The 12441-nt window shown below is 62.5% G+C and carries 10 protein-coding genes; 1 reads left to right on the top strand and 9 read right to left on the bottom strand.

The window, feature by feature from the left end:
• Positions 1 to 38: 38 nt before the first annotated feature.
• From QRN59_RS02870 to QRN59_RS02900, 7 genes are all read right to left on the bottom strand, one after another.
• Positions 39 to 1028 (bottom strand): glycosyltransferase family 2 protein, encoded by a 990-nt coding sequence (locus QRN59_RS02870; RefSeq protein WP_284981002.1) that lies wholly within the window; start codon positions 1026 to 1028, stop codon positions 39 to 41.
• Positions 1025 to 2536, bottom strand: coding sequence for a polysaccharide pyruvyl transferase family protein (locus tag QRN59_RS02875; RefSeq protein ID WP_284981003.1), 1512 nt, complete (start codon positions 2534 to 2536; stop codon positions 1025 to 1027). Before QRN59_RS02875 ends, QRN59_RS02870 begins: the two co-directional genes overlap by 4 nt.
• Positions 2537 to 3071: 535 nt before the next feature.
• Positions 3072 to 3209 carry a hypothetical protein gene (locus tag QRN59_RS02880; RefSeq protein ID WP_284981004.1) on the bottom strand — a complete coding sequence of 46 codons (138 nt, stop codon included), beginning with the start codon at positions 3207 to 3209 and terminating at the stop codon, positions 3072 to 3074.
• A 68-nt stretch (positions 3210 to 3277) separates the two neighbouring features.
• Positions 3278 to 3820 carry a Fe-S cluster assembly sulfur transfer protein SufU gene (sufU, locus tag QRN59_RS02885; RefSeq protein WP_284981005.1) on the bottom strand — a complete coding sequence of 181 codons (543 nt, stop codon included), beginning with the start codon at positions 3818 to 3820 and terminating at the stop codon, positions 3278 to 3280.
• Positions 3817 to 5148, bottom strand: a complete 1332-nt coding sequence (locus tag QRN59_RS02890; RefSeq protein ID WP_284981006.1) for a SufS family cysteine desulfurase — start codon at positions 5146 to 5148, stop codon at positions 3817 to 3819. Before QRN59_RS02890 ends, sufU begins: the two co-directional genes overlap by 4 nt.
• A 122-nt stretch (positions 5149 to 5270) precedes the next feature.
• Positions 5271 to 7925: a helix-turn-helix transcriptional regulator gene (locus QRN59_RS02895; protein ID WP_284981007.1), complete on the bottom strand. Its 2655-nt coding sequence runs from the start codon at positions 7923 to 7925 to the stop codon at positions 5271 to 5273.
• A gap of 538 nt (positions 7926 to 8463) precedes the next feature.
• The gene (locus QRN59_RS02900; RefSeq protein WP_284981008.1) at positions 8464 to 8679 is read right to left on the bottom strand and encodes a hypothetical protein; all 216 of its coding nucleotides are present in this window, start codon (positions 8677 to 8679) and stop codon (positions 8464 to 8466) included.
• 28 nt (positions 8680 to 8707) lie between these two features.
• Between QRN59_RS02900 and QRN59_RS02905 the strand changes: the two genes are divergently transcribed.
• Positions 8708 to 9445: a hypothetical protein gene (locus QRN59_RS02905; RefSeq protein WP_284981009.1), complete on the top strand. Its 738-nt coding sequence runs from the start codon at positions 8708 to 8710 to the stop codon at positions 9443 to 9445.
• 140 nt (positions 9446 to 9585) lie between these two features.
• Here the strand turns inward: QRN59_RS02905 and QRN59_RS02910 are convergent, their stop codons facing one another.
• On the bottom strand, positions 9586 to 10965 hold the full coding sequence (locus tag QRN59_RS02910) for a glycosyltransferase family 2 protein (RefSeq protein ID WP_284981010.1): 1380 nt from the start codon (positions 10963 to 10965) through the stop codon (positions 9586 to 9588).
• Positions 10962 to 12374 carry a polysaccharide deacetylase family protein gene (locus QRN59_RS02915; protein WP_284981011.1) on the bottom strand — a complete coding sequence of 471 codons (1413 nt, stop codon included), beginning with the start codon at positions 12372 to 12374 and terminating at the stop codon, positions 10962 to 10964. The genes QRN59_RS02910 and QRN59_RS02915 overlap by 4 nt, the downstream gene beginning before the upstream one ends.
• Between the last annotated feature and the right edge of the window lie 67 nt (positions 12375 to 12441).

Below are 12441 nucleotides of genomic sequence, written 5' to 3' on the forward strand. Positions count from 1 at the left end.
GTGCGTTCCCGCGGGGTCGTCCGGCGATGATCCGGCTGTTATCGATTGCCACGCAAGAACCGGACGATCCTGCCGGTCAGCCGGCCAGGCCGCCTGGCAAGATCGGAAAAGCTCGTCCGGTTAAGAACGGTTTCTTCCAAGGACGCCACCCTTCGTCCGAGCTCGTCCACGCTTGAATTTATCCGCTCGGCCAATTCGCGCAACTCATGGATCGAGCCTTCTTGCTGGCCGTGCATCTGGGCCAAATAAAGCAACGTTCCGTATCCGGTCTTGCCTGCCTCTTCGCGAAGGTAGACATCACGCACGTAGCGGTCGAACTTCTGGTGGTCATCGGCACCGGCTATGACGCTGTTTCCCATGTCGCCGCGCTCTGATGGTCGATGGCACCAAAATGCGAGGGGCTCGCCGTCCAGCAATTCAATAGGGAACGCCGAAAGGAAACGGAGGTTGAACTCCCAATCTCCCACGGCGTCCAACGCTTCGTTGTAGCCCCCGATCCGCTCAAGGATGGAACGGCGGTACAGGAAGGAAATCGGCACTACCCGGTTGGTGCGAAGCATATCTGACAGCGTGATCGCCCGAAGTTCATGCTCAAACCCTTGGGAGCCGGTCTGCTCGATGACTCCGCCACGGATTTCCTCATAGACGATATTTGTCCGGACAGCCACTCCCTGGGCCTGCGGCGTCTTGTCGAGAAAGCCCACGGTCTTCTTCAAGAAGTCTTTGTGCCAGCGATCGTCGTCGTCATGGATGGAGATGAACTCCGAGGCGCTGGCCTGGATTCCGGCGTTGGACGCGGCTTCCATGCCTTTGCTGGCCTCATGGTGGAGGATCGTCAATTTGCCGGCGGGAAGGTGGTCCCAGGTCCTGGCGAGCGCATCAACGGGAACAGGATCCCCGCCGTCGTTCACGACGACCACCGCAACATCCTCGAAGGACTGGTCGAAGATGTCCTCGAGCGCCCGGCGCAGGAGGACCGGGCGGTTCTTCGTGCGTACGACGACGGCGACGCGGGCCTGGGCGTTCATCGACGGCCTCCCGAAACACGGCGCAACACGCCGGCGCACCGGCGCAACAGGGAAGCGGCCCTGAAGGATCGCGATCGCACTATTCGTTCCTTTTCATCCAACGCTTCATTCCGTTCATGCAACAGTAGATCGCGTTGCGAGCGGACATCGTCCCACTCCGTCCAGAGGCTGGCGATTCCGCCGCTCAAGGCACGGAACTGGCCGCGTTGGCCCCTGGCCTGTGTGGCCCACTCCGAGTCCGACTCAAGGGTCACGACATCCCCCAGACCCTTTGCCGCTTCGACACCTGTCGCCGAGAAAATGCTTGCGACGGCGTCCCACCAGTTCTCGTGAACGGCGCGTATCTGGGGACGCAGCGATTCAAGGTGCTCACGGATTTCCGCGCGCCTCATCCATGCCTCGGCGATCGCAAGGTCGAAACCGCCGATGTCGAGGCTGCTCAGCGGCAAGGCCCAGTCCTGCACGCCCCAGTTGTCCATGGCTCCATGCAATCTCACATCCGAGTAGGAGTCATTCGCGAGCGCAACCACCGGCACCCCGGCCGCAAGGCTGAAGACCACAGGATGGTAGCGGTTTGTCAGCACTAATTCAGCTGCCACGGTCAGTGCCGCGGCTGCGGCGGCCGGAAGCACGGGGCAAACGCGGACCTGGCCGCTCCGGGAGTTTGCCAATACTGTTTCGTGGGACTCGTGGTCACCACCCCGGTGATCTTGGCCAAGAGGGCCCACGTGCGGGATCAGATAGACCGGAAGACCTGTCAGCTCCACGGCCCGGTCCAACACTTCTCCCAGCTTCGCAAGGCTGCGGGTTCCGTCCCTCCAGGATTCGGGACCAAAGGTCGCCGCTATGAAAGGGCCTGCCGGAAACTCGAACTCTTCCCCGGCTGGATTCGCGTCTACTGATCCGGGCCGGAGCAGGAAGCTGGCATCATCCAGGACCCTGGTCAGTTTCTCGGAACCGAGGCCCATCTGAAAGCCAAACGCATAGGAGGATGGCTCCCGCGCACCCACCAATGCCGCATAATCCAAGAGCTCGTGGAGGGCTTGCTGATCCTGGGGCAACAGCGTAGGACCGAAGGTCTGCCCGCTGACAACCAGGGGCTTGCCCAGTTCCTTCGCGATGAGGCCCAACGCCGCACGTTCATAGAGCAACCATCCATACAATGAATTCATGTTGCCGCCGCCCGCGATCAGCACGCCGTCGGCCGATTTCACTTCGTCAATGACCCGCCATACGGAATCCTCGGCCGGCAGGGCGGTGCGGTCCCCGCGGGCCGCCCGGCGGACACGTTCCAGGTGCTTGCTGCGCTCCGCAGGAGGCCAAGGGAACACCAGAGTGTCTATCGCGTCCATGCCATAGAGGTCCTTGGTTTGTCCCGGGTCACGGGTCAGGAGGACGATCTTGGCCTGCAGCCGGGCCCGAAGTTCATCGGCCGCCGCGATTGCCATCGCCTCGTCACCTACGTGGTAAGCCACTTGGCCCAGATCGCCTTGTACCAGAATCTTCAACACTCGGTCCTTCCCTAACGTGCACGCAGCGGTTGCTCTGGCTAGGCGCCTAACCACTTCCGGATGCGCTGAAACAGCCTATCGTTCTTCCCCGGGGACTCCGAAACTTGACGATTCTCCGGGTTTTGAGTGCTGACACCCAGGGAATGCCATGACGGGAATGATACGAGTAGCCGACATTTCAAATGGAGTAATGAGTCTTTCAAGTAGGGTGGTTGGCACGCTGTTTGGGCGGTATCGGCAGGAATACCTTGCTGCTATGGACGCGAATAGTATGGAACGAGTGTGGCATGGGGCCCACAGGAGAGCCCAAGAGAAGAACTGGTCATTGTTCTTTGTTTGGGCAATTCTCGGTCTCATGACGATTTCGGTGCTCATCGCAGCGGTACCCAAGTGATGCGATGACCAGGCCAACGGTACAAAAAAGCTCGGACCGGTTTTTGCGGGTCCGAGCTTTTCTTTGCCGTACGGTTTTCCAAGCTATAAATGGTCAGCCGTGAATGCCGCAGCATGGCTGCGTTGGTGCATTCGGCCCTTACTGCACCAGTCCGGCGACGGCGGCGAGAATTGTCGCGGCGACGAGGACAAGCAACAATCCCACAACCACGAATTCCGCCCGGCGCACCCGATGCTGGCTCTGGCGCCATTCGCGCCTGCTCTCCAAGGTAATCATGCTTCGAGGCTAAGTCCGGACCGCCGCGTGAAATAGAGTGGACGGTACTCGACCTCGACCCACCCGCGTTAGAGAGCCCGGGACACCCCTTGGCTCGCCTCGGCCTGGCGAAGCGCGTCCTCCGCGGCAACCCACGCGAGCATGGCGCACTTTACACGGGCAGGATATTTGGCAACTCCGGCCAAGGCGGCAGCGTCCTGGAGGAGTTCCTCATCCGCTTCCAGCTTGCCACGCGAACGCATCAATTCCCGGAAGTGATCGATCGTGTGGCGGAGGGATACCGGGGACATGCCCGGTGCCATTTCACTGAGTATGGACGCCGACGCCATCGAGATGGCACAGCCGTCACCGTCCCAATGGATTTCCGTGACGGCCTGTCCGCCTCCGGCGGTGCCAAGACTCAGCCGGAGCGTGATTTCGTCCCCGCAAATGGGATTGAGCTGGTGGCTCTGTCCCGTGTAGCTCTGTCCCGTGTAGCTCTGTCCCGTGGCGGGCGCACCCGTTGCGGGGGTACCCGTTGCGGCAGCCGGAAGCTTGGCAAGGTCTCCGCCGCTGCGGGTCTTGGAGTGCTCCAGGATCAGTTGCTGGTACAGGGAGTCCAGGCCGCTCACGATGTGGCTCCGGCCGTTACCCCGAAGTAGGGCCTGATCTGGGCAACCGCCTCAACCAACAGGTCGACTTCCTCGAATGTGGTGTACAGGTAGGTACTGGCCCGCGTGGAGGCGCTCAGGCCCAGCCTGCGGTGCAAGGGCTGGGCACAATGGTGGCCCACCCGCACAGCGATACCCAGCTCGTCGAGGTACTGCCCGACGTCGTGCGCGTGCACTCCGGCGACGTCGAACGCGGCAAGCCCGGTCCGTTCTTCCCCCGGCCCGGGGCCCAGCACACGCACGCCCTCGATGGCGCTGAGGCCCGTGACAAGCCTTTGGCCGAGCTCCGCCTCACGAAGGGCGATCCGGTGCATTCCTGTTTCGCTGAGGTAGTTTGCTGCGGCAGCGAGGGCCACAGCCTGCGAAATAGGCTGGGTTCCGGCCTCGAAGCGCTGGGGGGCAGGCAGGTATTGGGCTTCTTCCATGGTCACCGTCGTGATCATGGAACCGCCGGTCAGGAACGGTGGCATGGCATTGAGCAATTCGCTGCGGCCATAGACCGCGCCGATTCCCGTGGGCCCCAGCATCTTGTGGCCGGAGAATACGGCGAAGTCCACGTCCAGGGCCTTGAAATCCAAGGGCAGGTGCGGCGCCGACTGGCAGGCGTCCAGGACCACCAAGGCGCCCACTTCCCGTGCCAGTGCGACCAACACGCCCACGGGGTTGACATTGCCGAGCACGTTGGAAGTGTGGGTGAAGGCCAGGATCCTGGTGCGCGCGCTCATGAGGCGTGCTGCTTCCTCAAGACGCAGCGCACCGGCGTCGTCGAGGGGAATGTAACGGAGGCTCGCTCCGGTCCGCCGGCACAGTTCCTGCCACGGGATCAGGTTGGCGTGATGTTCCATTTCGGTGACGAGCACTTCGTCGCCCGGTTTGAGGGCAAAGCGCCCGGCTTCCCCATCCGCCCGGCCTACGCTGGCGTTCGAAAACGAATAGGCCAGGAGGTTCAGGCCCGCGGTGGCGTTGGCGGTCCAGATCAGCTCATCGTCCTGCACGCCCACAAAACGCGCCACGGTGGCACGGGCGTCTTCGAAGGCGTCCGTGGCCTCTACAGCAAGGTGGTGCGCGCCGCGATGGACGGCCGAGTTCCGCTGTTCATAGAATTCCTGCTCAGCCTCAAGCACGCTCCGGGGGTTCTGCGAGGTAGCTCCCGAATCCAGGTAGACCAGCGGTTTGCCATTGATTTCCTGCTCAAGAACGGGGAAGTCGTTGCGGATGCGACGGACTTCATCGTCATCGAGTGCGGAAACCTGGGCATCTCCCCACGCGGGGGTGGAAACCATTGTCAAAACCGGTGCTCCTTGTTAGGACTACGTGGCAATCGCCAGCGGCTGACCGCCAGGACTGACGGCGTCACCTAGTAATTGTCCCACCAATCGGCTTCACTACCTTCATCCGGGGAGCATTTGCCCTACTCCTCCGGCTTCGCCAACTCGTCCCACAGTTCGGAAAGCTTCTGCCTGCGGGACACTCCGAGCTTGCCGTAAACCCGCTGCAGGTGGGCGTTGACCGTGTTCACGGCGATACCCAACCGGGCAGCCACCTCCGCGCTGCTCAGCCCGGAGGCCACCAAGGCAGTCACTTCGCGTTCGCGCTGGGAAAGCTTGACGACGCCGGGAAGGACCGAGGATCCGGCCTCCGGACCGGCCGGGTGAGGCTCGTCAAAAACGAAAGCCTCCTCCTGGTCTGACGCTTGCTGAGGTTCACCTATGCTTAGCTGTCCTGTTCCCATTTCCTGTCCCGCTTCCTGTCCCGACGGCATCCCGGACTCGACACTCCACACCAGCTCGGACACTCCGGCCCCCAGCTGCCGGTCTCCCCGGCTGCCGGTACGGGCGGCCAGGCCGAGATTCAACATTTCGAGCGCCCGGTGTCCCTTCTTGGCGGCAGAACCGGCAAGTTGCAGCAGTTTCCGGTGCGAGTGTTCCGCGCCAATCAGCACTGACCGTGCGGCGGACGAATAGCTCTCGGCGAGCTGCGAGGCAAGATAGTTCCCCCCGCTGGCCCGCGAATCGTAGGCCGCCAGGGCGCGACGCACTTGGTTGACATCGCCCAGCAGCCACGCAGCCGCGGCAAGTCCGCCGAGGGCCGGTGGCAGGAGCCCCTCAGGGTCGGCTTCATCAAGCCGGGCCTTGGCCTGGCGGAATTGTTCACACGCCAGTTCCAGGCTCCCCTGCCTGGCAAGTACGAGTGCCCTGTAGAGATGCGCAGACCCGCCGAAATAGCTCATCCGGTTGCTGAAGCTTGAACTGCCCGCGCAGAACATTTCGGGGCCACCCCATTGCCCGCGCCAGATCAGATTGGACCCGTGGATAGTCAGCACAGTGGAGTGGAAGTCCACGGGGCACCGCGGCAGCCGCCCCACGGCTTCGAGGGCCAGCGTCGAAAGAGCGACGGCGTCAGCGAACCGTCCGCTGACGGCCAGCCCTTGGGAGACAAGCGCCATCAATAGCACGCTGGCCTGGGTGGGCGCTGGTGGATGGCGCTCCGTGCGCAATCCAGGATCGACCAATTGGCTATGGGAAAGCCTTTGGAACAGCTCACCATTGGCTGAAGGCCAGCTACCGTTCTGGGCATCCAGATACAGCTGGAGAACATCCAGTTCGTCCCGGACAGCAGACTCGTCAAGATTGGCTGGCTCGCCCGGTTGGATGCCGACGGCGGCAGCCTCCAGCCGCCGTCGGGCATCCTGGAGGACCGCTTGCAGCACATTGGCTCCGGGCGATGTCGGCAAAAGCGCATGCAGCAGAAGCCATACCGCATGGGCGAAGTCCACAGTCAGGACGTCCGCGGTGTTTGCCACCAAACCCTTCAAGATCGTCACAGCCCCGGGGAAATCCCTTGTTTGGTAGAGCGCCCTTGCCAGTTCCACACCGGCAACCAGTCCGAGTTCCGGCGCCCGCACTGCTTCCGCTGCCCGCCGCGCCCTGCGATTGTCGTGAATGTCGTTTGCGGCAATGGCCACGGCCAAAAGATCGGCGTCGGGCACCGGCAAACCGCTTGCCTGTTCAAGGTCCACGCGACGGAACAGCGTCCAGAGCGAGTCATCGGCAACGGGTGAGGACGTCGCGTAGATGCTCCGTCGAAGCTCGAGGATCCGCTCAGGTCCGAGCTGCTGCCGGGCCAGCCTCGCTTCGATGGCGTGGCTGAGCGTTGCCGTGTCCTGACCGTCTTTAAGGACTCGGATCGTTCCGTCGGCCCGAAGCGCTTCGATCGCCCGCTTTGGGCCAAGTTGTTCAAGGACGGCCAGCGGTATCGGCTCCCCCACTGCCAGAATGTCCACGACCTGCCGCTGTGGCACGGAATAGCCCTCAAGCCGATGGCGGGTCAGCTCGAGCGCTTGCGAACCGTCCAAGCGGATCGGTCCGGACAACATCCACGAATCAGCCTGCTCCACGATCTCGCCACGCGCCGCGGCTTCGTCCAGCAACAACTTCGCGGTCTGCAGGTTTCCTCCGGTGAGGGCATGGATGTCCCGGACCAGGCTGCGGGCAGCGCGACCGCCGAGGCGATCATCAAGGAATTCGCGAAGCTGCTCCTGCGTGAGATCATCCAGTGTCACAACGGACAGCTGCCGCGAAACCACGGATTCCATGAGTTCCATTCTCAAGGGACGGTCCGAGCGGTGGGTGGCAATCAGGCGGATGTCCGGTTCAACAAGCAGCTGGCTCAGGAGCCAAAGCGACATGTCATCCAGGAAATCTATGTTGTCCAGCACCAGCAAGGCAGCGGATCCGGGTGCCGCTGCGCCACGCACTGCTTTGCGGCAAGCCGCCACGATGGAACCCGGCCACACCTTGGCCCTGCCCGGCAGGTCCGGAACAAGTGCCATGGCGATTCCAAACGGAATGTCCGCGTATGACTCCGAGACGTTGTGGGGGATCACGCTGAATGAACCGCTCAGCACTGAAGCCGCCGCGTCCAGGAGGGTGGTCATTCCGGAGCCCCCCGGCCCCGAGATGACTATCCCGGCCGGTTCCGGCCCTGACAAGGCAATAACAATCTCCTGGAGCTCCGCGGCCCGAATGATCGGGGGCGAGGTGTGGGTCCCTTCGGTATCGTCCATGGTCCTGTCTCATCTTCGGGCCGCCGGACACACGTTCCTGACGGCTGTGGCACGGACCGGTGTCATTTCCAAACGTTACCTTCGGGTTTCAGTCCTGGATTGAGTGGTAACTACTTGAATTTCCGGGGCTACTTGCACGAAACATCACCGCTCCACGGAGCCCCCGGCGAGGTATCACGGCGTCGTTTCCAGCCAGGTTTTCCCGCCGGATTTGCATCCTCCGTTACCGCCCTGTGATCTGACTGTGTAAGCTGGTGCCGCAAGAGTAAGTTCCGGCTGGCTACTTCTGGGGAGTTGAAGCGCAGCCGATTTTTGTAACAACTCTGTCGTGACACACCATTTGGCCGTGTACGACGCTGCGGCGTGTTCGGCTGCAGCTCGCCTTATCCATTGCCCAGGTCTCGTATGTCTATGTCCCCAACAGATATGTCACCCAAAATATGAAACACCTGTTCACAGCACTCGTCGCCGTGGCGCTCCTCGCCTTCGGCGGGTTCGCCACCATCTCCGCTGTCCAGTCATCGCACAAATCCTCCTATCAGGCCGGCGACCGCGGTTCATATTCGCGGCCCAGCTCGTCGCCTTCCGCTTCATCCGCGCCAACCCGCACCGCGACGCCGTCGCCGACGCCGACGCCGACGTCCAGCAGTGTTGCGGCCGCGGCGCCGTCGAGCACGCCCGCTGCAGCCGCCCCCGCTCCAGCCGCAACAGCCGCCGGCGCGCCCGCTCCAACAGCAGCGCCCCTGCCTGTCACGGGAACATACCCCCTGCACACCAACATCGTGAGCACCACCTTCTGGGTAGGCGAGATCTTCAATGCCAGCCTCTCGGACGGCTCCCAAGTCTGCTCCACCTACAACGGCCAGTGGGCTCTGCAGCACACTGGCGTCAACATGGGGGCCACTCCGTCCAGCGCGAGCGGTTGCCCCGGCAGCACCTACGGCGGTTGCGACGGAGTCAGTTCCGGCACCGGCACGAGCTTCCAGTGCGCCACGGAACAGCGCGTAGCCAGCAACGGGTACTTCCCGCTGCACCAGCCCAAGCCTTTGCAGAACCCGTTCTATTTGGATCTGCCTTACGACGACGTCAATGACAGCGTCGCTTTCGCTGAGCGTTGCAAGGTGATTCCGTGGGCCGCCGCGGACAACGCCAAAACCGGCGTCGACCACTGCGCGGACTCGGGCTACAGCTACATGAAGAACGCATGGGTCCAGATCACAGGCCCCAATGGCGGCGTCTGCTACGGACAAGTTGAAGATGCCGGCCCCTCCAGCGGTTCCCTCTACCACGATTCCGCTTACGTGTTCGGCGCGAACAACGCCCGTCCTGCCAACAAGCAGTTCTCCGGCGACCCGAGCCAGGGTGCAGGCATGGATGTATCCCCTGCGCTGAACGGCTGCTTGGGCTTCGCTGAGCTGAACGGCGACAATGACCACGTATCGTGGCGTTTCGTTGACCGCGCCAGCGTGCCGGCTGGTCCGTGGCTGAACGTTGTCACCACTTCGGGAGTCACCAACTAATATCCCGGGACCCCCGGGTCAGCAGGACACTACGCACTCGGGGAGTGTCGGACGCCCATGCCACACGGCCGCAACGGCTGCGTGGCATGGGCGTCCGCGTGTCCGCTTACTAGGCCAGCGACTGTCCCTGCGACTGCGTCCTAGCCGGTCCGCACCACGGAAGGACCCGGCGTCGCGATTTCCTGTGGTTGGCGTTGGATCCTCCGGACGGGGCTGACCCAAACTCCCGACGAATTCGCCGAGTACGCCCTGGGCAAGACCTGGAGACAGATGACTGCGTCCAGGATCCGCATCAGCGGAAAGAACGGAGCCATCAACAGAAAGCGCGGGTTGCGCGTCGAAACAGCGGCAAGGACGGTCAAGAAGAGGTCCGGCAGGAAAACTCCAATAAGAACGTCCTGAGGCCGCAGGACCCCCGACAGAAAGATAAAGACTTCCGATCGATTGCCGAAAATCCACACTTCGACCGCCGCGAGGGACGATAGCAGGAATGCCGGCACCAGAAGCACGAAGAAGAGGCAGCTGGCTACGAGTTCAACAATGTACAGACCCAGCACAAACCAGAATCTGCTGAACTGCAGGCCGTGCCGCCTGACGGTCTGCCAAAAACCAAGTATCCACCGCCGCACCTGCTTGATGTAGTCCTTCAGGTTGTCCGGATCCTGGGTGTAGGCAACGGCGGCGGAGGGATGGAATGCGATCCGTCCCAGTTTTTTCGCATGGATTTCAAACGTCATGTTGAAGTCTTCGATCACCAGTCCGGGCGCCAAGACCTCTATTTTCGCGAGCGCGCTGGTTCTGTACATGCTGGCAAATCCAGGCACGATGGAGACGACATTGGCGCCCTGGGCTGCCTGGCCGTACTTAAGCAGGAGTTGGACAGCGATGTACAAACGCTCCCGGTAGGCCACCAGGAAACGGCCGATCGCCGTCGGAGGTGCCGGGCTCATGATCGACTTGGCGCGTCCCGCGACGGCGACCACCGCGGGATCGTCAAACAGCGGCAGCCCCGTTTCGAGATAGTCCAGCGTCGGGCGGGTGTCTGCGTCGAGAAGCATGACCACCTTGAACCGCTTGCACAGATCGAAATGGGCGATGCCCGCCGCGAGTGCGCCTGCCTTGCCACGGTTCGGTTCAAGGTCAAGGACCTTCACCCCGGCGGCCCGCGCAATGGCCGCGGTGTCATCGGTGGACATGTCGGAAACGACGTGGATGTTGCGCCGAGGAACTAAAGCGGACGCGGCGAGGATTGTCTCCCTGATGACCAGGGCCTCGTTGTGGGCGGCCATGAGGACCGCCACATTGGCCGGGTAGATGCGCACTCCCTTTGAACGATGGCGGGCCCGTTGACGTCGAGGGATCGGCGCCTCGCCGCCGGTCAGCAAGGCGAGCCACCGGCGGAGCCGCGATGACAATTCCCGGGCCCGCCACGACTCCTCACCCGCCAGTCGGACCAGCCCGGCAAGGGACCAAAAGATCGTGCTGACTCCCAGAACCAAAAAGATCGAAAGAACTATCACGGCGACGGAGCTCCCACAGTGTCGTACATTTCGTAATCGTCGGTAGCAAGCTGGCCATCGCTGAAGAGGTTCAATCCAAAGCTGATGGCCTCGGCTCCTACCGGAACGGGCGGCGTTTCCCAGATCGCCTGCTCGTAATTGGTGTTGGCCGCGAACCACGGACTGGCTGTCCAGTAGGTCCACGTGCCCAGCTTGTTGCGGTAATACACTTCAAATTGGGTTTTCGCGGTGGACTGGTACCACGCCCTGAGCGAGTAGCTGTGGCCGGTACTCACGCTTGGAGCGCATGCTCCGAGATCGAGGACGGGAAGCAATTTGGCGTCACCGGACGAGTATTCGGTCACGTCCAGGCGCCGGGCCACCGCACCACTGCGTCCAGGGGTCAAAGTGCTCAGGACTGCGGCATTCTTACCGTAGGACGACACCTGCCAGCATTGCGGTAAGCCATACTTTCCAGCAGTTTCGAGCCCCGGATTCCGAAGAGCGTTCTGTCCCGCTGCTGCCGGCACGGCCACGGGACCGTTCACCACGGGTTTCGCCACGCCGCCGATCACGTCATGTACCGTGCGCACGGCCATGGTCCCTGGTTGGGTCTTGGCGGCCAGCCATGCGGCGAATTGTTCGAACAACGCGGGGCTGATGGAGCGGGGACTGCCGCTGTTGTCGATGTCGTAGAAGGTCAGCTGTAACCAGCCCCCGGCCTTTTCGGCTTGCTCTACGGTCGCCTCAAGGTTAGCCAACGTCCATTTGCTGCCGATCTCTGAGGTTGCCCGCGTCCGGAACAAGTCGGCGGGGCGGACAGTTTCTGCTGCCGCGCAGCCCACGCAGTCAACGGGGGTGCTTATCTCGCCCAGGCCTCGCGCGCTGTTGTACCCGCATCCAGCGACCAGCTCTTCCGACTTCGGCGTTGAAGACGCAAATGGATAGGCAAAGGAGGTGACCTTAAAGCCCCAGTCCGTGAGGTTCACCCGATCGTTGCAAATCTGTCTCGACGCTTCGTCCGGTTCTACGGAAGTCACATCGGCAAGGGTGACTGTATGGCCTCCGATTTCATTCTGGTCCGCGGCCAGGCTGTGGAGATTGTCGGTTGTCATGTAGTCAGGTGCGCCAACAAAGCCCGAGTCGATGAAATAGGTGGCCCGGAGTCCGTGGTCCTTCAAGATCCGGGCCGCCTCCATCTGGCTTGCCCGGCCCGCATCGAACGTCAGGCTGACAGATGAGAGCGGAGCGACAGAAGGTGTGGGGGTGCTGGTCCCGGATCCACTTACGGGAGCTTGGCTTCCATTGATCAGCGATGTGGCGCCCGTTAACAGGAGCAGTACCGACACCCACGAGGCAGCCCACAGGCCTACCCGTTTCCTCGAAGCGCGGACCGGGCCGGATGCGGTGCCTTCCTCCCGGGGACTCATTGCCAACCCGCGCTGCCGAGGTTCCTGAAGGGGCCGGTGGCGACTGGGGGAAGCCTCGGTCTCAAAG

This window comes from Arthrobacter sp. efr-133-TYG-118, assembly GCF_030209755.1.
GTDB lineage: Bacteria > Actinomycetota > Actinomycetes > Actinomycetales > Micrococcaceae > Arthrobacter.

Bases quoted from the DNA above. Each gene is read 5' to 3' on its own strand.
- QRN59_RS02870 (WP_284981002.1), bottom strand. From the start codon at position 1,028: ATGAACGCCCAGGCCCGCGTCGCCGTCGTCGTACGCACGAAGAACCGC.
- QRN59_RS02880 (WP_284981004.1), bottom strand. From the start codon at position 3,209: ATGATTACCTTGGAGAGCAGGCGCGAATGGCGCCAGAGCCAGCATCGG.
- QRN59_RS02895 (WP_284981007.1), bottom strand. From the start codon at position 7,925: ATGGACGATACCGAAGGGACCCACACCTCGCCCCCGATCATTCGGGCC.
- QRN59_RS02915 (WP_284981011.1), bottom strand. From the start codon at position 12,374: ATGAGTCCCCGGGAGGAAGGCACCGCATCCGGCCCGGTCCGCGCTTCG.